Below are 22,626 nucleotides of genomic sequence, written 5' to 3' on the forward strand. Positions count from 1 at the left end.
TGCAGCGGGTTGCGGGCGGGCAGTCCTCTCCTGCTGGCCCGCATCTCCTGCGGTCCCCCCACCCTGCTCGCAGGAGACAGGACGCCAGCATCCCGCAAGCCGAGGTTTCCCGATCGGCGAAGCTGCGGCAATGCAAAATATGCGCATTCGCTTAACAGGCTTTTTGAAGCTCGCCGATCTCGCCGACCGTATTGCTGAACCGGCTCAGCACATCCACAAGGCGCCCGTGAGTGACCGTCGAGACGGGAACCAGCGGCAGCCGCATCTCCGGTCCAGCTAGTTTCAGGATGGATAGAGCCGCTTTCACCGGTCCGGGATTGCTCTCGATGAACATCGCCTCGGCGAGCTCGGACATCCGTTCGTGTATCGCCAGCGCCTCGGCCATGTTGACGGCAAACCAGGCGTCCACCATCGCCACCATCTCGCGCGGCGCGACGTTTGACACGACGCTCGTGACACCGACTGCGCCCAGTGCCAGGAACGGCAGCGTCAGTGCATCGTCGCCGGAATGTATGATGAGCTCGTCGCCGCACGCAGCTCGCAACTGCGTCACGCGCAGCGGATTGCCTCCCGCCTCCTTGATCGCGACGATGTTCGGACACTCTGCGACCAGCCTCGCGCAGGTCTCCGGCGCGATCTCCACACCGCAGCGGCCCGGCACGGAGTAGAGCATCACCGGCAGGCTGGTGGCCTCCGCCACCGCCCTGCAATGGGCGATCAGGCCAGCCTGCGTCGGCTTGTTGTAGTAGGGTGTCACGACCAGCAGCGCATCGGCCCCCGCCTTCTCGGCGCGGCGGGCCTTCTCCACCGCCTTCTTCGTGTCGTTCGCCCCGGCACCGGCGACGATGAGGGCGCGCCCCCTGGCAAGCTCCACCGTCCGGCGGATCAGCTCTTCCGCCTCGTCATCCGACAGCGTTGCCGCCTCGCCGGTGGTACCGACCGGCACGAGCCCGGCTACTCCCGCCTCGAGCTGGCGGTTAACCAGCGCACCATATGCATCGTGGTCGATCGTTCCATCGCGAAACGGCGTGATGAGCGCCGTGAAAACACCTTTGAACCGATCCCGCAGATCACCCATGACGTGCAATCCTCTGTTTATCTCCCGCGGGTCCGGGATGACCTCCCCTCCCCCGCATCCATCAGTTAGAATTCTTGGGGGCGTCAGCCCCTGCGCGCGCCGCCCGTCCGGGCGAGCGTGTCCGCCACGCTGTAGCGTCCGGACCCGGGCGCCTCGCTCACGAGCCAGCGAGCGGCGGCAATGGCCCCTGCCGCATAAGCCTCCGTGGTCTGCACCGCAAAGGTGCAGACAAGCTCCGCCGAGCCGAGGTCGAAGCGCACCTCTGTCGTGCCGACGCAGTCACCCTCGCGGAAAACGTGGATCGTCGTCGGCCCCGCATCGAACCCCATCGCCTGCGACCGCGCCGCGTGGAGTTCCGTGGCGAGCATCCGGGAAGTGCCGGATGGCTCCCGCTTCTTCCGGATGTGATAGGTCTCGAAGATCTGCGGCACCGCCCCCGGCACGTGCCGCGCGAAATCGAGCAGCGCCTGCTTGAATGCCTCGAAGCCGTAGGCGAAGTTCGCGTCGACCAGCAGCGGCCGGTAGGCCGCAAACCGTGACAGCGCCTCGAACTCTGCGGCGCTGAACCCCGTCGTTCCGATGACCATAGGCAACGTAGATGTTCCGAGCAGCTCCTGGAACGCGAGGGATGCTGCAGGGGACGAGAAGTCGATCACCACGTCGCAATGGGCCTTCATGTTCGGGTCGGGCGTCCTGTACTCGAGCGCGCTGCTGGCAACCTTCCGGCCGAGATGGCGCGAGTTGGCGGACACATACGCCGCCGCCAGCTCGAGGCCCGGAGTGGCCAGGACGAGCTCGACCAGCCGCGTCCCGATGCGGCCGGATGCTCCCAGGATTCCGATGCGCATTTTCCTCTCCCGAGCGGTTCCAGGAAAAGTGGACGGGTTTTCCGTTCGGAACCACGAAAACTAGTCGATGACGACCTTCGGCTCCGACATCTCGCGCAGCGCGATGCGCACGCCCTCGCGGCCGAGCCCGCTTTTCTTGATGCCGCCGAACGGCACATGCTCCGCGCGGAAATCCGGGCCCTCGTTGACCATGACGCCGCCCACGCGAAGCTCGCGCGAGAACTGCCGGATCAGTGCGTGGTCGTTGGTGAAGATGCCCGCCTGCAGCCCGTAGTCCCCGGCGTTAACTTCCGCGATGGCCTGCGAGGCATCCCGGAAAACGCGGATGGCGATCACCGGTCCGAATGTCTCTTCTGCGATCACCGCCGCATCCGCGGGCACATTCGCGATGACGGTGGGCGCCATCAGCGTGCCGGTACGCGTACCGCCGGCAAGCAGCTCGACGCCGGGTAACTTGAGCGTGGCCTGGATCCGGCTCTCCACGACCTCGGCCGCGGCGCTGTCGATCACCGGGCCCATGTCTGTTTCCTCGAGGGAGGGATCGCCGTGGCGGATGCCCGCTACCGCCGGCAGCAGCTTCTCGATGAACTGCTCTGCGATGTCCTCGTGCAGGTACAGTTTCTTGATGGCCGCGCAGCTCTGGCCAGCGATCTCGAAGCGGTGGCCGATGGTCGTCATCACGGCCCGTTCCAGATCGGCATCCGGGAACACGAACAACGGATCATTGCCGCCGAGTTCCATCAGGCAGCGCACGAGGCCCGAAGCGTTCTTGAGCGCGAGACCGGCCGCAGGTCCGCCCGTGAAGGACAGGAGGTCGATCGGTCCGCGCGCCAGCGCAAGCGCTGCCTCCGCGCCGCCGTGGACGACCTGGAAGAGGTTGTCGGGCCACCCGGCCTTGCGCGCTAGCTCCGCCAGACGGGTAGCCGTCAGTGGCGCCTTCGGCGAGGGTTTGGCGACTACGGCGTTTCCCGCGGCAATCGCGGGCCCAAGCTTGTGGCACAGCAGGTTCAGCGGATAGTTGAACGGCGTGATCGCGGCTACTACGCCCGCCGGCTCATAGGTAATGGTCGCCTGCCGGTCGACACCCCCCTCCACGATACCGCAATGCAGAACCTCGCCATCGAGGAACGTGGCCGCATCGCCCGACAGCTTCAGCGTGTTCTGGGCGCGGCGTACCTCATTGCGCGCCTCGCGGATGGTCTTGCCCATCTCGTCGGAAATCAGTCGCGCAAGGTTCTCCGCGTCGCGGGCGATTTCCTCGGCAAGCGCCACCAGCATGGCGCGTCGCTCGGACGGAAGCGAGCGCCGGAAGATTTCTTGGGCGGACTTGGCACGGGAAATGGCGGCGAGGATTTCGCCGGTGGAAGATTCGCCCACCTCGCCGACCAGTCGGCCATCGTAGGGACTGCGGACTTCGATCGCGCGCGCCGCGACCTTCAGTGCGTTATAGATGCTCATGAAAGCTCCTCTTTGTCTTCGGCTGGGTCCAGCGGGCCGGCGTTCACGAATGCGGCGATCGGTGTCGGCCGCACGGGCCACCGCTGGCCTGTCAGGTCCTGTTGCTCCGGCCGCCTGCCCCCGGCTTGCAGCTCGGCCATCAGCGCCGTCGTATTGGCGGCACAGAAACGGCCCTGGCAGCTGCCCATGGCAAAGCGGCCAACGTGTTTGACTTCCCGTCCGGAGATGCCGGGCTGCTGAAGCAGCGCCTTAAGATCCCCGACCGTGCGGCCCTCGCAGCGGCACAGCACCGTGTCGTCCGGCAACTCCCCGGCGCCAGGCAGCGTAACGACAGGCCCGAACAGGCGGGCAATCGCCCGCTGTACCGCGCGGGCGCGTTCCAGCTGCTTGTCAAGCGATGCCATCGAAACCGTCTCGTTCTTAACGAGCGCCGCGGCCCTGCGGCCCGCGCGCTGCCCGTCGAGGATCGCCCCCAGCGCGCCGAGCGCCTCGCGGCAATCCCCGGCGTGGATCACGATTGGGGATGCGGATTCCGCCTGATCCGGCAGGCCGATGTCATTCTCGGCAATGCCGTCATGCAGTCCGATCCGGTCCGCTTCGATGACCTCTCGGCTGCCGTCGCGGAGGGCGACCGTAGCCTGCAGAACCTCGCCGCGCCGCTCGATCCGCTCCACATGTGCCCCGCGCAGCCACCGCACACGGGATCTCAACAGCGTCATGGTATATGAGACCGCTTCCGACAGGATCGCCGGATGGCCGACGAGTGGCGGGCCGGCCAGCGGCTTCGACAGCGGATCTCCGGCTTCGACGACTGCCAGAGGCGGGTTGCCCGCCCTGATCATCTGTGCCGCCAGCGCCACCAGCAGAGGTCCGCTGCCCGCGAGCAGTACACGTCCGCGAGGGGCAGCGCCGGTTTCCTTCATCATCACCTGCAACCCGCCCGCGGTCGCCACGCCCGGCAGGTCCCAGCCCGGTCGCAGCCGCACCCGCTCCACCGCGCCGCACGCGATGATGACCGCCTTCGGCCGCAGGCGCTCGACCGTCTGGGCTGCGCGATCATGGATGAGCACATGCCCGTCGCCATCCACCCCCAGGAAGGAAGTGGAGAACCGCACCTTCACCTTCGGCTGCGCAATGCCCGCAAGCAGCGAGCGCCAAAGCCGTTCGGCAGCACGGCTGCGAGGCAACGCAACCACCTCTCCGCTCGATGGCTGCCGGAAAATGGCGCCGCCGAGCGCTGCGCGCTGCTCAATGAGCGTGACGGTGAGACCGGCCCGCGCAGCTTCGCCTGCAGCGGCAAGACCGGCCGGTCCGCCCCCGATGATGACCATGTCAGGCGCCGGCATCGTTCTCTCCCGCAGCGGTGACGCGCAGCCCTTCCCGCGCCGGCGTCAGGCACGCTTCGACGATATTGCCGTCCACGCGCACGAGGCAGCACTGGCAGGCGCCGATCCCGCAGAAATAGCGCGTTGCCCGCCCGCTCGAATCCTGCCCGAAACAGACGATCTCCGCCGCGGTGAGCGCCGCGGCTATTGTTTCCCCTTCCCGGAAGGGGATGGCGCGTCCCTGGAAATGAAAGACACCGGCAGTGCTCATGCGGCGATCTCTTTCGGAGCGAAGCGGGCCGGATTGAATGCGGACAGGTCGAGCGGAGCAGGCTCGCCAAGGATGAGCGAGGCTACAGCCTTGCCGACCATCGGACCGAGACAGATTCCATCCCCCTCGAAACCGGTGGCGACGAACACGTTCTCGATCGCAGGCGCCCGCCCGATGAGCGGAAGTCCGTCGGCGACAGCGGTCCGGATGCCCGCAAACGCCCGCAGCAGCCGCACCTGCGCAAGCCGCGGCACCAGCGCGACGGCATCCCGCAGGATGCGCGCAACGGCCTCCAGATCGTTGGACTTTCCGGCATTGTTGTTTTCCCGCGTGCCGCCAATCAGGAACTGTCCGGTCGTAAGCGGGTCGATTACAAGACCGTAGCCCCGCTCCGACGGCGCGCCCCCCTTCTGCGTGCCCTTGGAAAGCAGATAGCGCCCTGACATGATCGAGCCGGGCATGCTGGCATTCAGCTCCGGCGCCCGCTCGGTGACGAGCAGCTGCCCCTTGCGCGGCATCAGCACGCCGTCGAGCCCCAGCAGCCGGTCGCTGCCGCTGCCCGCGGTGATGACGACCGCAGAGGCTTCGATCCTTCCCTCTGCCGTTTCGACACCGGTCACATGACCGGGACGGCTAACGATCAGGGATCTCGCCTCCACCCGGCGCCTGACCTTGACGCCCGAGGCGGTCAGCAGGCGATGGACGACTGCATATCCGATGGCATGGCCGTCATCCTTGACCTCGGCCCCCAGCCGCACCTCGGGCGAAAGTGCCGGGAAACGCCCGTGAATATCCTTCCTGTCGAGCAGGTTGACCGCAACACCCGCCGACCTGAGTGCTCCGACATGCGCCTCGACCACCGGCACCTCCTCGTCGGAAGAGGCAAGCACATAGGTGGGACGCGGTTTGAACACAGTCTCAAGGATGCCCTGCGCGAGAAGATCGCGGTAAACGGATATGCCTGCGAGGGCGGCGGTCATCATCGGCCCGGGCTTCTTGCTCGCGACGGAAACCGCCCCGTCGGCGGCGCCCGTGGCCGCTGCGGCAGGCCCCTCCCTCTCGATGATTGTCACGTCCACGCCGCGGCCGGCGAGAAAGAACGCCGTCGCCGCGCCGACAATGCCGCAACCGATTATGATAACTGATTTGGGAAATGGGGTTTTGAGCACGGCAGAACCACTGTCGGAATTCGTGCCGCGATTGTGGCCTCGCCCCTGAAGGCAGTCGATACAAGATCATTGCGAGTAGTACGCAAGTTTTTTGGAACGGCTGCGATGCGTAAGATTGTCCAATAGTTGCAAGCTTGTTCGGCAAATAAGCTTGTGTTAGCAGCCCCGTGTCGGTGTTGCGCGGAGGTCTCCACATGCCCAAGATCAGCCTGACGCTAATCCAGACCTTCTATCATGTGGCACGTCACGGTTCCTTTTCGGGGGCCGCGCGCGACCTCGAGCTGAGCTACCAGTCTGCGGCCAACCACGTCCGCCGGCTGGAACAGATTCTCAAGGGCAAGCTGATAGAGTCCGAACAGGGTGCCAAGCGCATTTCCCTCACCCCGCGGGGCCGGGCGCTATACAATCTCCTTCACCCCGAGCTCGATATCATGCTCGAGCGCCTCGACAAGATCATCGAGAACCACCGCTCCTGCCTGCGCGTTGGCATGCCACAGGCTATATTCTACTACCTCTTTCCGGGTATCCTGAAACGCTTCCAGGAGCGCTTCCCCGATACCGAGATCTCCGTTTACGAGCGCGACACCGTGCTTGCCGAAATGGTCAAGAACGGCTCGCTCGACGTCTGCATATCCGAGCGCTACTTCGGCGATCCCGTGGTTCCCCAGCGGCTTCTGGGCGGCTATCGCCTGAGCCTCGTTTATCCCCGCGAATGGGGCCCTCCGCCCGCACAGAAGGACATTCCCGCCTGGGCGAGCGGCAAGCCCTTCATCACCTATGAGCCGGGCCAGACGCTGCGCAACATCGGAATCGACTTCCTCCATCGCGGCGGCGCGACCATCCAGCCCGCCATCTCCACCTCCGGCAGTTCCAGCGTCCTGCGCTGCGTGGAGGCAGGGCTGGGCTTCTCGATCATCCCGTCCTGGTGCATCAGCCCGGACGACGATCGGGTCTGCAGCGTCCAGCTGACAGCGCTTCCTGAAGTGCGCGTCTACTTTGGCACCGCCAGCTTCCTCCAGAACCATCCCGGCGTGCGCCAGCTTTTTGATGACTGCAGCACCGAACTCTGCGGCACTGTGCTCGACCCGCTGTCGGACGAAGAGCGGGCACGCCTACCGGCAACTTGACGGAGACGCCTGCGCTCGCGCTCCGGACTGCATCTCGCCGCAGCAGGCTCTCGGGATCCCGCCGTGCCCGAGAAGGCACTTCACGATGAATACCTCTCTATGGGCGTTGGCGCATTGCGGAACTCCCGTTTTCCTGCCTGCGGAAGCCCGCGGGACCTCCGCTGAACATACAAAAAACCGTCAGGGCAGCGCGGTACTTTAGTATTGTTGGTGCAGGCCCGTCGATTATCCTCAAACCAACCATCCATGCCTGCGCAATATCCAGAGCAGACATGCTTTCAATATTGAACAGCAGAAATAATGGGGGAGGTTCTTTGTTCCTGTGACAGGCGACGGTTTACGCAAGTCCATGGCGGATGCGCCCTCATGGGAATGAAAGAATACGCTGCAAGCAATGCTTTCAACAAATTCTTCAATCATGGCCACTTCTTGTTGAGAGGGGAACAATGAACAGAAGAGAATTCAACAGGCTCATGGGCCTCGGTGCGGCTACAGCGGCAACGACGTCACTTTTCACCGACAAGGCTTCGGCCGCCTCGTCGCTTGAGCGCATCAAGTCGTCCGGCGTCCTGCGCGTGGGTGCGATTGCCGACGGTGCTCCGAACTACCAGAAGTCGATCGCGGACGGCAGCTGGCGCGGGTTCTACGTCGATCTCTACCGCAAGCTCGCCGAGGATCTCGGTGTCGAGCTGCAGATCCTCGAAACGACCTGGGGCAATGCGGTTCTCGACCTGCAGGCTGACAAGACCGACGTCTTTTTCGGCCTGAACCGGACGCCTGAACGCGAGAAGGTCATCGATTTCTCGGTGCCGGTGTTCCGCAGCGCCTTTACCATGACGGTCAAGGGGATCAACGCCACCACCTGGGAAGAGTTCAACAACCCCAACGTCCGCATCGCGATCGACGCCGGCTCCGCGCACGACTCGCTGGTCTCGCGTCTCACGCCGAACGCGCAGATCATCCGCCTCAAGACCGTCAGCGATGCAACAGCCGCCGTCCAGGCGGGCCGTGCGGACGCCCAGTGCCTGACACTGATCATTGCCCTGTCGCTGCGCGCAAAGAACCCCAGCACGGGCGATGTCGTCATTCCTGAGCCGATCGAGTTCACCACCTCCCATGCCGGCTTCCGCCGCGAGGAGGACAAGAGCTGGCAGGAGTTCGTCAACAACTGGATCAACGAGCAGCGCGAAAACGGCTTCGTGAAGGAGGACATCATTCGCAACATGACCCTCGTCGGGATCAAGGAAAGCGATCTCCCGCCGAACTTCCAGTTCTAGTATTGATTACGGCCGGCATGGAGGGACCCTGCCTCTCCATGCCCACTCTGGATGCGGGACCAGTCAGCATGTACGAATGGGATTTTTCTATACTTTGGAATTACCGATGGCTGTTTCTTGAAGGTTTAGGGATAACCATAGCGTTTACGGCAGCCACCGTTCTCGGCGGCCTCGCCGTCGGCATGACCGCAGCATTCTGCCTGCTCTCTCCTTTCAGGATCCTTCGGGCCACTGCCCTCGCCTTCATCGAAGTCTTCCGCTGCACGCCCGTCCTGGTCCAGCTGATCTGGTGCTACTACGCGCTGCCGATGATCTCTGGCATCGAGATGACGCCGGTGACCGCGTCGGTCCTCGCGCTCTCCTGCTACGGCGGCTCGTTCTATGCGGAAATCATCCGCGGCGGCATCGTCTCCATCGACCGCGGACAGTCGGAAGCCGCTGCAGCGCTTGGCATGACGCCGGCTCTGGCGATGCGGCGCATCATCCTGCCCCAGGCCCTGCGCCGGATGCTGCCCGCGCTCATGAACCAGTCGATCCTGCAGTTCAAGAACACCTCGCTCGTCTCCGTACTTGCCGTTCCGGATCTGGTTTATCAGGGGCAGATTGCTGCGCATGACAGCTTCCGTCCGCTTGAAACCTACACGGCCGTTGCCGTCTCCTATTTCATGATTCTCTTCCCGCTGACCCTGTTGGTCCGCCACCTCGAACGCCGGCTGGGGAAATCCGAATGAGCGCAAGAACGCCAAAGATCGAGATCAAGGGCCTCCGGAAAAGCTTCGGCAGCCTGGAGGTTCTGAAGGACATCAACCTGCATGTTGATCCCGGCAGCGTGGTGGCGTTGCTCGGCCCTTCGGGTTCCGGCAAGTCGACCCTGCTTCGCTGCATCAACCTGCTGGTCGTCCCCGATGGAGGTTCCATCCGTGTCGGCGAGAGAACCTTCGAGTTCAGGGAGTCCGAAAAGCTCCCCCGAGCAAGGGTGCTGGCCGAGTTCCGCTCCCGCACCGGCATGGTCTTCCAGAACTTCAACCTGTTTCCGCACATGACGGTGCTGGACAACGTCATCGAGGCGCCGATCCACGTGAAGGGCCTCGACAGGAAGACGGCCATCGAGAAGGGCATGGAGCAGCTTGAACGGGTCGGCCTTGCCGACCGCGCCTCGCAGATGCCAGACACCCTTTCCGGCGGCCAGAAGCAGCGTGTCGCCATCGCTCGTGCCCTGGCCATGGAGCCGGAAGTGATGCTCTTCGACGAGGCGACCTCCGCGCTCGATCCGGAACTCGTAGGTGAGGTCCTGCAGGCGATGCAGAAGCTCGCCGCCGAAGGCATGACGATGGTCGTCGTGACCCATGAGATCGCCTTCGCACGGGATGTCGCCGACCGGGTGGTCTTCATGCGCGACGGCTATGTGGTCGAGGAGGGACCTGCGCGGGAAGTCATCGACACGCCGAAGATGGAAGCCACCCAGGCTTTCCTGAGCCACTTCCACAAGGGCGCTCAGCAGCGGACCGCCTGAGCCCCCACTTTCGACATTTTGTGCGTCGGGCTTCGCCCAACGCCTCAGGCTCAAGTCAGCCGCTTCCCTGCAAACGCGCGATCAGAAGCAGGGCCTGGCTCCTGTTCCGGAGTCCGGCCTTCTTCATGACCACCCGACGCTCCCGCCAGATCCGCATCAAGTCGCTGTCGAACCATGTGGCCTGTCGTCAGCATAGAGGCCGTTATCCCCGTCCCGGATGAGCATCGGTCAACGCAATTGAGGAGATGCTTCCCGGCCTGAACCTGAGCCATTGCGGGTGAACGAAACGCCCCTGCCCGGCGACCCGCCGGGGGATCCATGCTGCCGGATGAGGCTGAGTGGAAAGGCGCCGTTTCGCACCTTTCCACGCGTTGTCGTTATTCCGGCATCCTCAGCCGCAGGCCGGGATAAATGGCGTTCGGGTTCCTGAGTTGCGGGTTAAGCCGCAGGATTTCGCGGAAGCGTTCGCCATCGCCCAACTGTTCCACGGCAATCGACCACAGCGTCTGCCCGGCCTTGACCGTATAGAAATTGGCATCGCCTTCCGCGCCATCCCGGTCCTTTGCCGGCTCCACCTTGTCACCCTTGCCGTCCGGGCCCGGCTGATCGGGCTGGCTGCTGGACCGTTCGCTGTCGCCGGAGTTCCCGGTCCCGCTGGCGTTCGGCCTGGTCGCGGTCTCGGACACATCATTCATTACGCTCGCCGCCGTGCCGGCCGCGTTGGCCATCTTCTTCGGTTCTTCCTCGGGCAGGCCCTTCTCGAGCTTTTCCTCTACCTTCTTCTTCAGGTCCTCGTCCGGCTCCAGGCTCAGCGCGTGCGACCACTGGTAGAGGGCCTCGAGCTTGCGGCCGGTGCGCCAGTAGGCGTCACCGAGATGGTCGTTGAGGACGGGGTCTTCCGGCTGCAGCGACACGGCCCGCTCCAGGTTCTCGACCGCCTTGTCGTAGTCGCCAAGCTTGTAATAGGCCCAGCCGAGGGAATCGACGATGTAACCGTCGCTTGGCCGCAGCTCCACCGCGCGCTTGATGAGCCTCATCCCCTCCTCGAGGTTCATGTTCATGTCGATCCAGGAGTAGCCCAGATAGTTCAGAACCTGCGGGTGGTCGGGATAAAGCTTCAGCGCTTCCTTGAAGTTCGGCTCCGCCTTGGGCCACTGCTTCAGCCGCTCATAGGCAATGCCGCGCTGGTAATAGATGTTCCAGTGTTGCGGCTGCGGCGGACCCAGCACCTCTACGGCCTCGTCATAGAGTTCGGCCGCCGACTTGAAATCCTCCTGAGCCGTGTAGACCCGGCCCAGCGAAAGGTAGGCGCGGATGTCCGACGGGTCCTCCTCCAGCACCGACTTGAGGTGCGAGACCGCCTCGTCGTACCGCTTCATGTCGGCGAGGTTGAGGCCTATCTGGAACTCCGCGAAGCGCGCCCAAGGCGAGCTCGACGGGATCTTCTGATAGTAGTCGATCGCCTTCTGCGGCTGCTGCAGCCGCTCGGCAACCCGCGCCAGCTGCACCAGGATCGGATCGCTGTTGGGCTTCAGGGCGAGCCCGTAATGCAGGTAAAGGTGCAGGTAAAGCTGCACGAACGTATCGCCGCCCCCGCTGGCGAGTTCCGTCGCCACCGCCAGCAGAACCTCAGAAGCGCCGGCCGAAGGTGAGTCGATGATGAATTCGAGCTTCTCGCCGCCCGCCACGCGGTCGCGCAGCACCGGCAGCGGCGAAATGCCGAGCCCCGCCTCGATCGTGTCGGTCAGGATCGCCAGCGCCTTGTCGTTCTCGCCGATGCTCGAAAGGAAGGTCGCATAGGCCTCGACAACGCGTGCGAAGGTCTCGGCCGACATGGCGGCCTGCGCGCCGCCGATCAGCCTTTCGAAAGCCTCGGTGGCCTTCTTGTTCTGCCCCTCATAGGCGTAGGCGATTGCGAGCTGGTAGTCCCGGAATGGCGTGAACCACTCGGGCCGGTTGAGCCCGTCTAGGATTTTCTGCCCGTTCTCGAAATCCTTTTCCCCGATCTTGGCCCAGGCCCTCATCGTCTCGATGATCAGCCGGTCGAGATCCGAGTCGGCATCGACCGCAAGCCAGTTCTCCGCGCCGGGATAATCATTGTGCCGGAAAGCGTCGATGGCCAGCACGAGCCGCGCCAGCCGCGAGGCTTCCTCGTCATCGGTGAGAGCCTTGGCGTAAGGCAGGGATTCAGTCAGCTCGCCATTGGCGATCAACGCCCTCAGCAGCCGCCGCTGCAGCATTGCATTGTCGGCATCGAAGCTCAGCGCGCGCTTGTAATAGGCAATGGCCGAGTCGAGATCGTTGTCCGTTTCCGCCACACGCGCCGCGAGATAGGCGCCGGAGAACGAGTGCACGGGAACGATCTCCGTCGTCTGGGTGTCCCCAGTCGCCGCGAAACTGCCGGCGGTCAGAGCCAGAACTGCTGCAACTGAAGCTGTAATCCGAAACCCTGCCTTCATTCGCCGCATCATTTTCCTTTCATCGGCTGGAAGACCCACAGACCACCCGTACCCAGCTTCAGCTCCGGTACGGTTGAAGCATGGCCATTTTGCGAACATGCCAGATCTTTATGCCATACCGGAAGTAAAGGAGATATGGTTATCGGTGATTATGTCACGCGACTGATACAGAAATCTATCACTTCTATGAGAGCCGATTTCTGCGGACTGTTCTTGAGCGGCGCCAGCGCATCCCGGGCAATTTCGCCGAAGTGACGCGCCCGCGCAATCGTGTCCGCCACGGCGTTGTACTTGGTCATGAGACTCTGCGCCTTCGCCAGCGCCTCGTCGTCGTTCTGGCCCTCCTCGATCGCGCTCTTCCAGAATCGCCGCTCCTCTTCCGATCCCCTGCGATAGCTGAGAATCACCGGCAGGGTGATCTTGCCCTCGCGGAAGTCGTCGCCGACATTCTTGCCGAGATCCTTCGAGCTTCCGCCGTAGTCGAGCGCGTCATCCACCAGCTGGAACGCGAGGCCCAGGTTCGTGCCGTAGGACTTGAGAGCAGCGCGATCGTTTTTGGACGCGCCCGCGATGATCGGACCGACTTCCGCCGCCGCCGAGAACAGCGCCGCAGTCTTGGCCTTGATCACCTGCAGATACTCGTCCTCGGTGGTCTCCAGGTTCTTGGCGACGTCGAGCTGCATCACCTCGCCCTCGGCGATGATGGCCGCGGCGGTCGACAGCACGTCGAGCGCATCCAGCGACCCGACATCCACCATCATGCGGAAGGCCTGGCCCAGCAGGTAGTCGCCCACGAGCACGCTTGCCTGGTTGCCCCAGATCATGCGGGCCGTCTTCTTGCCGCGGCGCATGTCGCTCTCGTCCACCACGTCATCGTGGAGCAGCGTGGCCGTGTGCATGAACTCGACGCTGGTGGCGAGCTTGACGTGGCCGTCGCCCGAGTAGCCGAACATCTGCGCGGCAGCGAGTGTGATCATTGGACGCAGCCGCTTGCCTCCGGACGAAATCAGATGATGGGCAAGCTTGGGGATGAGTTCGACATCCGACCCGGCCTTGGAGAGGATGAGCTCGTTGACCCTGCCCATCTCTTCTTGCGTGAGGGCGATCAGAGGCTCAACCGAGGCCATGCTTCTCTTGCCATCCAGATTCACTACAACGCCCACCGCAAGCTCCTTCGCCTTGATCGCGTAACTTCGCCAGAAAGTTCACGTGGAAAATTAATATCCGGCAATTGCCAAATAGCGCGCTCAGCCGTCCGGTACAACTGGCACGGATTTACATCGCTTTCAATTACTGCCAACTTCCAGGCATGATAGAGCTTTTGCGCACGAATGACCCGGTCGTCCTCTCCTTCGTTGAGAGCCTGCTGCGGGATGCCGGCATTGAATTTCTCGTCGCCGACCGGAACATGAGCGTCCTCGAGGGCTCGCTTGGTGTGCTGCCGCGACGGGTTCTCGTGGCAGAGGACTCGGCTGGACAGGCGAAGGAGCTGCTGCGCGGCGCTGGCATCGTGGGAGACTCCGGGACTCCCTGACCCATGCTCGAAGACGGTAACTTCACGATAGACGCCTTCCACCGGGGCCGGTTCCATCTGCTCCAGCCTGCCGGCAAGGGTCACCGCGCCGGCCTTGACGCCATGCTGCTGGCCGCTGCCGTCCCCGATGGCTTTTCCGGCCTCGTGGCCGATCTCGGTGCCGGCGCGGGCGCGGCCGGCATGGCCGTTGCATCCCGCTGTGCGGAGGCTTGCATCCTGCTGGTTGAGCGGTCACAGGAAATGGTCGAATGCGCCCGCAGGAGCGTTGCCCTGCCCGATAACGCGGCCTACGCCGGCCGGATCGAGGTTCTCCAGGCAGACGTGGAGGTCTCCGGGCGCCAGCGCGTCCAGGCTGGTCTGGCGGACAACCGCTTTGGCTTCGTGATCATGAACCCGCCCTTCAACGATCCGAACGACCGCGCCTCGCCCGACAGCCTGCGGCGCGACGCCCATGTGATGACGGAAGGGCTGCTGGAACGCTGGATCCGCTGTGCCGCCGCCATTGCCGCGGCCAATGGCGGCTTGGCCATCATCGCCCGGCCGGAATCGCTGGAGGAAATCCTGGGCGCCTGCTCGGGCCGCTTCGGCTCGATCGAGATCCGCCCGATCCACTCCCGCCCGCGCGCGGCCGCGATCCGCATCGTGCTACGCGCCCGCAAGGGAGCCCGCGGCCTTCTCAAAATCCTCCCCCCGGTCATGCTGCACGGTGAGGAAGGCCGCGAGTTCACGCCGGAAGCCAATGCCCTGATCAATGGCGAGAGGTGTCTTTTTTCGGTCTGAAAGGCAGGGCATTGTGCGCAATGATCGGATGCTTACATATGCCCTAAAACCATTGCTCGGGGTCTGCCTTGAAGTACCAATTGTCCCGCCTGTTTCCAAACCTCATCAACCCAGGCTTTGACGTGATTCCCGTGGTCCGTCTCCACGGGACGGTCATGGCGTCGACAACCCCCATGCGTCCGGCCCTGTCGCTCGCCACCGTCGCCGGTATCCTTGAAAAGGCCTTTGCCTTGCCCGCCCCCGCCGTCGCCATTTCCGTTAATTCGCCTGGCGGCTCGCCGGTCCAGTCGCGCCTGATCTACAAGCGCATCCGCGACCTGGCTGAGGAGAAGCAGCGGAAGGTCCTGGTCTACGTGGAGGACGTGGCCGCCTCCGGCGGCTATATGATCGCCTGCGCGGGCGACGAGATCATCGTCGATCCCTCCTCCATCGTCGGATCCATCGGTGTGATCTCGGCGGGCTTCGGTTTCCACGAGATAATTCGCAAGATCGGCGTCGAGCGCCGCGTCTACACAGCCGGTCGCAACAAGGCGATCCTGGATGCCTTCCAGCCCGAGAAGGAGGAGGACATCGCCCATCTGAAGGAACTGCAGCAGCAGATCCATCAGGTCTTCATCGACCTCGTGAAAAGCCGTCGCGGCACGAAGCTGGCGGACAGCGAAGACCTGTTCAGCGGTCTCTTCTGGGTGGGCCAGAAGGCCTGCGACCTCGGCCTGGCCGACGGCGTCGGCGACATGCGATCGGACCTGAAACGCCGTTTCGGCCCCAAGACGCAATTGCGGCTCATCAGCCCCGTGCGCGGCTTCCTGACCCGAAAGATACCGCTTTTCGGTGCGAAGCTTCCTTCGGCGCCGGATATTGCCGCCGAACTCGCGTCCGGACTGCTGGACGCGGCGGAGGAAAAGGCTGCATGGCAGCGTTTCGGGCTGTAGAATTGGCAACCCCGCAGCCGGAGAGGTGAACGGCTGCATGTTTTGAGGAGGCGCGGATGCCCCAGCTAATCCTGCTCATCATTCTCGCCGTGGTGGCCTACTACGGCTACCGCTCCTTCGTCCGTGAGGCCGAGCGCGTCACCGCCCGCGCCGAGCGGCGCAGGAAGGAGATGGCGAACGGCAGCTCCGGCACGCTGGTGAAGGATCCGGTCACAGGCGAATACTATGTCGAAAAGGACTGAGATGGCTTGCAAGTCATCCGTCCTGACTGAGCTCGCGCCGGCCAAGATCAACCTTGCGCTGCACGTCACCGGCCTGCGGGAAGATGGCTACCATCTTCTCGAGTCCCTCGTCGTCTTTACCCGTTTCGGTGACATTCTTTCACTCGAGCCGGCCGAAGCGACCACCCTCTCGGCCACCGGCCATTTCGCGGAGGGCGTACCGCTCGACGGCTCCAACCTGATCCTGCGCGCCCGCAATCTGCTGGCGGAGGCTTTCCCGCACCAGGCCAAAGGTCATGTGCGTTTCACGCTGGAAAAGAATCTTCCAGTCGCCTCAGGGATCGGTGGAGGCTCGAGCGACGCCGCCGCGGCGGCCCGCCTGCTCGCCTGTCATTGGCAGCTTCCGCTGTCCGGCCGCGACCTTGCTTCCCTTCTCCAGCCCTTGGGCGCGGACGTTCCCATGTGCGCGCTGGCCAGGCCTCTGATTGCCCGGGGCGTCGGCGAGAAACTCGAGCCCGTGCGCCTTCCCGCGCTTCCAATCGTCCTCGTCAATCCGGGCATACCGCTCTCCACGCCGCCGGTGTTCCGCGCGCTTGCCCACAAGACCAATCCGGCGCTGCCGCCCCTGCGCTCCCTGTCTTCGGTGTCGGACGTCATCGACTGGCTGCAATCCACCCGCAACGATCTGGAACCCCCGGCTGCGTCCATCGTCCCGGAAATCGCCGGCGTCATAGCCATGCTCTCCGCCGAAGGCGCGAGCCTCGCCCGCATGTCCGGCTCCGGCGCCACCTGCTTCGGCCTGTTCCCGACCGAAGCCGGGGCCCGCCGCGCCGCGGAAAGCCTCGCCGCTCGCCACCCCGACTGGTTCATTGCGGCCACGACCACCTTTGCTTCGGAGGATCCTGTCTGATGAGCGAAACCGTCCGCAGCTTCATTCCCGTGGGCTTCGCCGTTCTCACCGTTTCGGACACCCGCACACTGGATGACGACAAGTCCGGCGCCACCCTTGCCGATCGCATTACCTCCGCCGGCCACCATCTGATCGACCGCCAGATCGTGCCGGACGACATCGAGCGGATCCGCGCCCAGGTCCGCGCCTGGACAGCCGACCCGCGCATCGACGCGATCATCACCACCGGCGGCACCGGCTTCACCGGCCGCGACGTGACGCCCGAAGCCCTGGAACCGATGTTCGACAAGCGCATGGACGGCTTCTCCGCCATCTTTCACCGCATTTCTTTCGAGAAGATTGGCACCGCCACAATTCAGTCCCGCGCCACCGCCGGCCTGATCGACCAGACCTTCATCTTCGTCCTGCCGGGCTCTCCCGGCGCCTGCAAGGACGCCTGGGACGGCATCCTGCGCGAACAATTCGACTACCGCCAGATGCCCTGCAACTTCGTGGAAATCCTTCCCCGCCTCGACGAGCACCTCCGCCGCCATTCCGGCTAGAGCGGTTGCGGGAAGGTCGGAACCGGCTTTCGACCCGACACGGCGAAAAACAACCCGTTGGAGCAATTCAGAATTTCCCAGAAAAGCTGAATTGCTCTGGCCGGATGTTCCTGCCAGCCGCTGATCCGTAGATTTGTTCTTGCTTTGTTCTCATTTCGACGCTACAAATGCCAGCGATGGAATAAGCGCGGAGGCGCGGTTGATGGAACAGATAGCAAAGGCTGATCAGATCGCTTCGCTCGGCGGCGGGCGCGCCGGCATTGCGAATGCTTTTGTCGAACACAGCGGCATCCGTATCGACTTTGACCGCCGCCGCGGCCGTGGTGCCGGCATCAACCCGTCCGGCCGTTTCGAGCCGCTGTCGCGCGAAGTCTTCGACGACGGCTGGGAGTCGCTGGAGGAGCTTCCCCCCTTCAGGACCGAGGTACAGGTCGAAAAGCCCAGGACCATCATCACCCGCAACAGCTCGCCGGACATTTCCTTCGACCGCTCGATCAATCCCTATCGCGGCTGCGAGCACGGTTGCGTCTACTGTTTCGCCCGTCCGACCCATGCCTATATGGGGCTCTCGCCGGGGCTGGACTTCGAGTCGAAGCTCTTCGCCAAGCCCGACGCGCCGCGGCTTCTGGAGCGCGAGCTTTCCAAGCCCGGCTACGAGCCCCGCACGATCGCCATCGGCACCAACACCGATCCCTATCAGCCCATCGAGAAGAAGTGGCGCATCATGCGCGAGATCCTCGAGGTGCTGGAGGCCTTCAATCATCCGGTTGGCATCGTCACCAAGTCGGCGCTGGTGATGCGCGACATCGACCTCCTCGGCCGCATGGCGGAGAAGAACCTCGTCAAGGTCGCACTGTCGGTGACCACTCTGGACCGCAAGCTCGCCCGCGCCATGGAGCCGCGCGCGGCCACGCCGACGCGGCGTCTCGAGGCGATGCGTGCCCTGATCGAGAACGGCATTCCGGTCGCCGCGATGATCGGTCCCGTGATCCCGGGCCTCAATGACAGCGAGATCGAGCGCATCCTGGAGTCCGCCCGGGCCGCGGGGGCGAAGGAAGCCGGCTACATCATGCTGCGCCTGCCGCTGGAGGTGAGCCCGATCTTCAAGGACTGGCTGTTGCGCCACTACCCCGACCGCTTCCGTCACGTCATGTCGCTCATCCGCTCCATGCGCGACGGCAAGGATTACGACGCGGAGTGGGGCAAGCGCATGCGTGGCACCGGCCCCTATGCCTGGCAGATCGGCCGCCGCTTCGAGATCGCCGCCCGCCGCCTCGGGCTCAACAGGGAGCGCGTGAGACTGACGACGGAGCTGTTCCGTCCGCTTTCCCGTGGTCCGGAGCAGCTGGTGTTGCTCTGAACGGTTCCGGGGAAGTGGGAACCGGTTTTCCGTCAGGAACCGCGCTCCAAGAAGTGAAGTTCCGGGAAAAGCGGGAACCGGTTTTTCCGTCCGGAGCCACGCTCAAAGAAGTGAGGCGCCAGGAAAAGCGGGCCGGTTTTCCGTCAAGGACCGCGTGAATGACGGTGCGTCTGCAGGCCGGCTCTCGGCTTCCGGTGCGGAACCCGCGGCTGTGCGAGAAGCGCGGCGCTACCTGTTGGAGGCTCAAGCGGTCAGGCGCTTCACGCCGTGGATCGCGTCCGGCGGTCGGTGCGTGGTTCGGGGCGGTGCCGGGCCCTGGGTTTGCCTGGGGCGCCCGGTAGCCGGAGGTAGGCGGTTTGGGAATATCGGTGCCCTACCGCTGTCCCACGCCGCCGGAGGAACGGACGCCGGGTCGTCCGGCGTTGCGGACGTCCTGACTTGCCTGGGCGGGCCTCTTTTTTGAGATCGCGGCGGTTTCCGCCTTTCGCCGCACGGCGGTCCGTCGCGAAATTGCCCTAACCCCTTTCCGCCGCACCCCGGGGTTAAGGCTTGCGGAGAATCGGATGCGGGTGCAACCATGCGTCCCATGGCTGGCTCGCAATCCGATTCTCTGCTTCTTTTTGAGGAAATCCCGCTCCGTCCCGATTTCACCATCGAGACGGGGCTGATGCGTGACGGCCACGCGCCCGTGGTCGGTCTGGACGAAGTCGGGCGCGGTCCGCTGGCTGGACCCGTCGTGGCCGCTGCGGTCATCCTGGACCCCGAGCGCATCCCCGATGGGCTCCATGACTCGAAGCAGCTGCCAGAAGCCGGCCGTGAGGCGCTTTACGAAGACATCCTTGCCACCGCGCAAGCGGTGTCCGTAGCGTCTCTCTGTGCCCTGTCCATCGACCGGTCCAACATCCTGCGTGCAAGCCTTGAGGCCATGCGCCGCGCCGTCGCCAGCCTTTGCGTGACGCCGGCCTACGCGCTTGTCGACGGCCGCGATGTACCACCGGGGCTCCCCTGCCCCTGCAAGGCGATCATCAAGGGCGACCAGCGCTCACAATCCATTGCCGCAGCATCCATCGTGGCCAAGGTCACGCGCGACCGCATGATGGTCCGGGCGGGTCTGCACGCCCCCGCCTACGGCTTTGACAGCCACGTCGGCTACGCAACGAAGAAGCACCGCGACGCCATCTCGGTCTACGGTCCCCTCGCACGCCTGCACCGCATGTCCTTCGCGCCCTTGAAGGCCAGCCCTGCCGAAACACCGATCGCGACGGACCCGGGTCGGGAGCTAGTCTGAAGCATTGAAGATTTTTGGCGTCACGCCGCGGACATAATACGGGTTCCGTCACCCGCGCCCTCGCTCTGAGTCTGTCGAGGGCTGCAGGTCTCAAACCCGCGTCGGCCGACGAAAGACCTATGCGGAAAGCCTGAAATGCTTCGGCAGCAACACTGCTATCCGATCGGCGATACACCGAACAGGAATTCGTGCAACCAGAGGACGAGGACCGCATAAATCACCAGCCCGGCCACCACGGCGGAAATGTCCTTCCGCAGCACCGGCTCGCCCCTGAGCGTCACCGGCCCGCGGCTGAAGGAGGAAATCAGGTCCACAATGGCCCAGACCAGCACGCCACCGAACAACACCACGTCGGCCAGCGTGCCGTTTGCGACCAGATGCGCCACGCCCCAGAGGATCGTGCCGATCAGCATCGGATGCTGCAGCTTCGCCTTGATGAAACCGTTGTTGTGCGAGGCGGCAAACAGCGGGAATACCGGCAGCATCAGCAGCAGCGCCAGATGGCGCATGCCGACCGGCGGATCGTAGACGATCACCGCATCATAGCGGGCACGCGCATAACCCCACACGATCAGCACCAACCCCGCCAGCGCCACGACCGTGTAGGTTACCTTCCAGAACTTCTCGCCCTTTTCCGCGATCACCCGGTCACGGAAACCGGATGCGACGATACGCGTGGAATGTATTCCCAGAAACAGCACAAGGCCAAGTATCAGCAGGGTCATGTGAACCTCTCTGCGACATTGTCCGGCGGCACACCCCTGCCCTGACGACCCTGTCGGCTATGCCGCCGCCTCTCCCGCCTACACTATCTCAAATTAGCACCAAAAGGGAATCACCCGTCTAAACGTACCGTCGCGCTCTCAGTTAGCGGGACAATCCAACCACCCCGTATTCCGGCCGGGTGCCGATGGGGCCGGCAACAGCGCGCCGGGAAAGAAAATCGTTCCCAGGCCAGGAGGCGACAGGGAACGATTGGACGACTGGTCGCGGAGCCTCGATGAAACACCGCGCCGCTCCGGGTGCTGAAGCCGGAAGCCCAAAAAGAAAATGCCGCCAGAGCGGCGGCATTTTCAGCAATCGGAAATGATGCTGCGCGACTCAGTTGAGCTTCGACTTGATCTGAGCGAGCGACTGCTCGAACAGGGTCTTGCCCACCTTGCCGTCGACCGTATCGCTGAGGATCTTTCCAGCAGCGGCAACGGCCACGTCAACTGCGCGGGCGCGGACCTCGGCGATGGCGTCCCGCTCAGCCTGGGCGATCTTCTGCTCGGCCAGCTTGGTGCGGCGTGCCACGTATTCCTCGGTCTTCGCCTTGGCGTCGGCGACGATGTGCTCGGCCTCCCGCTGCGCGGCGGCGACCAGATCGGCGGCTTCCTTCTCGGCCTCGTGCCGCTTGCGCTGGTACTCGGCCAGAAGCTGCTGTGCCTCCTCGCGCAGGGCGCGGGCGTCCTCAAGTTCCTTGCGGATGCGGTCGGCGCGCGCGTCGAGCGCCTTCGCGACGATCGAAGGAACCTTCACGTAGACCAGTACGGCCAGGAAGAGAATCAGGGAGACAAACGCCCAGAATGTTGCATCCATAGCGATTCTCCTACTGGCTCACTGCCTTTACGGCAGCCGTGACGGTTTCCTTGCTCACCTGATTGCCGGTGAGCTGCTGGACGATCTCCGCGGCGGTCTCCTCGGCGATGCTGTCCACATCGGCGAGAGCCTTGCGCTTGATCTCCTCGATGTGCGTCTCGGCCTCGGCAAGCTTTGCCTCAAGCGCCTTGGTGATGGACGCGCGCTCGGCTTCAGCCTCCGCCTTGGCCTTGTCGCGAGCCTCCTGGGCGATTGCGGCCGACTTGCGCCGGGCCTCGGCCAGCTCCTGCTCGTAAGCGGCAACGGCAGCGTCCGCCTCTTCCTTGAGACGGGAGGCCTGATCAAGATCGCTGGCGATGCGATCGTGACGGACTTCCAGCGTGCTTCCGATGCGTGGCAGCACCACGCGCTTCAGAAACAGGTAGAAAAGCCCGAAGGTGATCGCAAGCCAAAGGATCTGCGACGGGTAGGTCGAGCTGTCGAACGGAGGGAAGGTACCGCCGTGGGCGCCCTCTTCCGCGACGCCGGTCTCTGTATGGATTTCGCCGGTTGCGTTTTCAGCCGCTTCCTGGGCGAATGCCGGTGCCACAAACATGGCTATCCCCTTGCTCTATAGAGCCGGACGCCGCCTTGCGGGGCGCCCGGCAAGCCAAAAGAATGTGCGGCTTAGACGAACAGGAGGAGAAGGGCGACCAGCAGCGAGAAGATGCCCAGAGCTTCGGTCACGGCGAAGCCCAGGATCAGACGGCCGAACTGGCCATCAGCTGCGGACGGATTGCGCAGGGCGCCCGCCAGGTAGTTGGCAAAAATATTGCCGAGACCGATAGCTGCGCCACCCATGCCGAGGCATGCGATACCTGCGCCAATCGCCTTTGCTGCTTCTGCTTCCATCTTGCAACTCCTTGTGAAGCGTTTGAACTCTGGAACCGTGGCGGAAAACCGCCGTTAATCTC

General features: G+C 64.0%; 24 protein-coding genes. 12 read left to right on the forward strand and 12 right to left on the reverse strand.

The annotated features are described in order from the left end of the window. Nucleotides 1–151 precede the first annotated feature (151 nt). The 6 genes from dapA to ABD906_RS02210 form a co-directional block, all read right to left on the reverse strand. The gene (gene dapA / locus ABD906_RS02185; RefSeq protein ID WP_345097980.1) at nt 152–1,078 is read right to left on the reverse strand and encodes a 4-hydroxy-tetrahydrodipicolinate synthase; all 927 of its coding nucleotides are present in this window, start codon (nt 1,076–1,078) and stop codon (nt 152–154) included. An 83-nt stretch (nt 1,079–1,161) separates the two neighbouring features. Then, the gene (locus ABD906_RS02190; protein ID WP_345097981.1) at nt 1,162–1,926 is read right to left on the reverse strand and encodes a dihydrodipicolinate reductase C-terminal domain-containing protein; all 765 of its coding nucleotides are present in this window, start codon (nt 1,924–1,926) and stop codon (nt 1,162–1,164) included. 60 nt (nt 1,927–1,986) lie between these two features. Continuing rightward, nucleotides 1,987–3,384 (reverse strand): aldehyde dehydrogenase family protein, encoded by a 1,398-nt coding sequence (locus ABD906_RS02195; protein ID WP_345097982.1) that lies wholly within the window; start codon nt 3,382–3,384, stop codon nt 1,987–1,989. Beyond that, a complete protein-coding gene (locus ABD906_RS02200; protein ID WP_345097983.1) occupies nt 3,381–4,730 on the reverse strand; it encodes an FAD-dependent oxidoreductase in 1,350 nt (449 codons plus the stop codon). Before ABD906_RS02200 ends, ABD906_RS02195 begins: the two co-directional genes overlap by 4 nt. Beyond that, nucleotides 4,717–4,980, reverse strand: coding sequence for a 2Fe-2S iron-sulfur cluster-binding protein (locus tag ABD906_RS02205; protein ID WP_345097984.1), 264 nt, complete (start codon nt 4,978–4,980; stop codon nt 4,717–4,719). The genes ABD906_RS02200 and ABD906_RS02205 overlap by 14 nt, the downstream gene beginning before the upstream one ends. Then, complete coding sequence (locus ABD906_RS02210; protein WP_345097985.1) at nt 4,977–6,149, reverse strand: NAD(P)/FAD-dependent oxidoreductase; 1,173 nt, start codon at nt 6,147–6,149, stop codon at nt 4,977–4,979. The genes ABD906_RS02205 and ABD906_RS02210 overlap by 4 nt, the downstream gene beginning before the upstream one ends. Nucleotides 6,150–6,343: 194 nt before the next feature. Between ABD906_RS02210 and ABD906_RS02215 the strand changes: the two genes are divergently transcribed. The 4 genes from ABD906_RS02215 to ABD906_RS02230 all read left to right on the forward strand — a co-directional run bounded on the left by ABD906_RS02215 (nt 6,344) and on the right by ABD906_RS02230 (nt 10,066). Continuing rightward, nucleotides 6,344–7,276 (forward strand): LysR family transcriptional regulator, encoded by a 933-nt coding sequence (locus ABD906_RS02215; protein ID WP_345097987.1) that lies wholly within the window; start codon nt 6,344–6,346, stop codon nt 7,274–7,276. Nucleotides 7,277–7,722: 446 nt separating this feature from the next. Next, nucleotides 7,723–8,553 carry a transporter substrate-binding domain-containing protein gene (locus ABD906_RS02220; protein WP_345097988.1) on the forward strand — a complete coding sequence of 277 codons (831 nt, stop codon included), beginning with the start codon at nt 7,723–7,725 and terminating at the stop codon, nt 8,551–8,553. 68 nt (nt 8,554–8,621) lie between these two features. Next, a complete protein-coding gene (locus ABD906_RS02225; protein ID WP_345098027.1) occupies nt 8,622–9,284 on the forward strand; it encodes an amino acid ABC transporter permease in 663 nt (220 codons plus the stop codon). Next, nucleotides 9,281–10,066, forward strand: coding sequence for an amino acid ABC transporter ATP-binding protein (locus ABD906_RS02230; RefSeq protein WP_345097989.1), 786 nt, complete (start codon nt 9,281–9,283; stop codon nt 10,064–10,066). Before ABD906_RS02225 ends, ABD906_RS02230 begins: the two co-directional genes overlap by 4 nt. Before the next feature lie 377 nt (nt 10,067–10,443). On the opposite strand, the gene ABD906_RS02235 is transcribed toward ABD906_RS02230, so the two are convergent. After that, the gene (locus tag ABD906_RS02235) at nt 10,444–12,534 is read right to left on the reverse strand and encodes a tetratricopeptide repeat protein (RefSeq protein ID WP_417282016.1); all 2,091 of its coding nucleotides are present in this window, start codon (nt 12,532–12,534) and stop codon (nt 10,444–10,446) included. A gap of 140 nt (nt 12,535–12,674) precedes the next feature. Continuing rightward, on the reverse strand, nt 12,675–13,688 hold the full coding sequence (locus tag ABD906_RS02240; protein ID WP_345097991.1) for a polyprenyl synthetase family protein: 1,014 nt from the start codon (nt 13,686–13,688) through the stop codon (nt 12,675–12,677). Nucleotides 13,689–13,834: 146 nt separating this feature from the next. Between ABD906_RS02240 and ABD906_RS02245 the strand changes: the two genes are divergently transcribed. From ABD906_RS02245 to ABD906_RS02280, 8 genes are all read left to right on the forward strand, one after another. Next, nucleotides 13,835–14,059 (forward strand): putative signal transducing protein, encoded by a 225-nt coding sequence (locus tag ABD906_RS02245; protein WP_345097992.1) that lies wholly within the window; start codon nt 13,835–13,837, stop codon nt 14,057–14,059. A 3-nt stretch (nt 14,060–14,062) separates the two neighbouring features. Next, entirely contained in the window at nt 14,063–14,839 is a 777-nt protein-coding gene (locus ABD906_RS02250) for a tRNA1(Val) (adenine(37)-N6)-methyltransferase (RefSeq protein WP_345097993.1), read from the forward strand. 68 nt (nt 14,840–14,907) lie between these two features. Then, the gene (locus ABD906_RS02255; RefSeq protein ID WP_345097994.1) at nt 14,908–15,771 is read left to right on the forward strand and encodes a S49 family peptidase; all 864 of its coding nucleotides are present in this window, start codon (nt 14,908–14,910) and stop codon (nt 15,769–15,771) included. Nucleotides 15,772–15,827: 56 nt separating this feature from the next. Further along, nucleotides 15,828–16,013, forward strand: a complete 186-nt coding sequence (locus ABD906_RS02260; RefSeq protein WP_345097995.1) for a hypothetical protein — start codon at nt 15,828–15,830, stop codon at nt 16,011–16,013. A 1-nt stretch (nt 16,014) separates the two neighbouring features. Then, nucleotides 16,015–16,902, forward strand: coding sequence for a 4-(cytidine 5'-diphospho)-2-C-methyl-D-erythritol kinase (locus ABD906_RS02265; RefSeq protein ID WP_345097996.1), 888 nt, complete (start codon nt 16,015–16,017; stop codon nt 16,900–16,902). Further along, nucleotides 16,902–17,444: a molybdenum cofactor biosynthesis protein B gene (moaB, locus tag ABD906_RS02270; protein ID WP_345097997.1), complete on the forward strand. Its 543-nt coding sequence runs from the start codon at nt 16,902–16,904 to the stop codon at nt 17,442–17,444. The genes ABD906_RS02265 and moaB overlap by 1 nt, the downstream gene beginning before the upstream one ends. A gap of 202 nt (nt 17,445–17,646) precedes the next feature. Further along, the gene (locus ABD906_RS02275; protein ID WP_345097998.1) at nt 17,647–18,804 is read left to right on the forward strand and encodes a PA0069 family radical SAM protein; all 1,158 of its coding nucleotides are present in this window, start codon (nt 17,647–17,649) and stop codon (nt 18,802–18,804) included. 586 nt (nt 18,805–19,390) lie between these two features. Further along, a complete protein-coding gene (locus ABD906_RS02280) occupies nt 19,391–20,092 on the forward strand; it encodes a ribonuclease HII (protein ID WP_345098028.1) in 702 nt (233 codons plus the stop codon). A 155-nt stretch (nt 20,093–20,247) separates the two neighbouring features. Here ABD906_RS02280 and ABD906_RS02285 read toward each other — a convergent pair whose 3' ends face one another. From ABD906_RS02285 to ABD906_RS02300, 4 genes are all read right to left on the reverse strand, one after another. After that, entirely contained in the window at nt 20,248–20,817 is a 570-nt protein-coding gene (locus tag ABD906_RS02285; RefSeq protein WP_345097999.1) for an NnrU family protein, read from the reverse strand. Between the two features lie 376 nt (nt 20,818–21,193). Further along, nucleotides 21,194–21,673, reverse strand: coding sequence for a F0F1 ATP synthase subunit B (locus tag ABD906_RS02290; protein ID WP_345098000.1), 480 nt, complete (start codon nt 21,671–21,673; stop codon nt 21,194–21,196). A gap of 10 nt (nt 21,674–21,683) precedes the next feature. After that, nucleotides 21,684–22,268, reverse strand: coding sequence for a F0F1 ATP synthase subunit B (locus ABD906_RS02295; RefSeq protein ID WP_345098001.1), 585 nt, complete (start codon nt 22,266–22,268; stop codon nt 21,684–21,686). A 71-nt stretch (nt 22,269–22,339) separates the two neighbouring features. Continuing rightward, a complete protein-coding gene (locus ABD906_RS02300; RefSeq protein ID WP_188721673.1) occupies nt 22,340–22,564 on the reverse strand; it encodes a F0F1 ATP synthase subunit C in 225 nt (74 codons plus the stop codon). Nucleotides 22,565–22,626 lie beyond the last annotated feature (62 nt).

This window comes from Chelativorans composti, from assembly GCF_039541695.1.
Lineage (GTDB): Bacteria > Pseudomonadota > Alphaproteobacteria > Rhizobiales > Rhizobiaceae > Chelativorans > Chelativorans composti.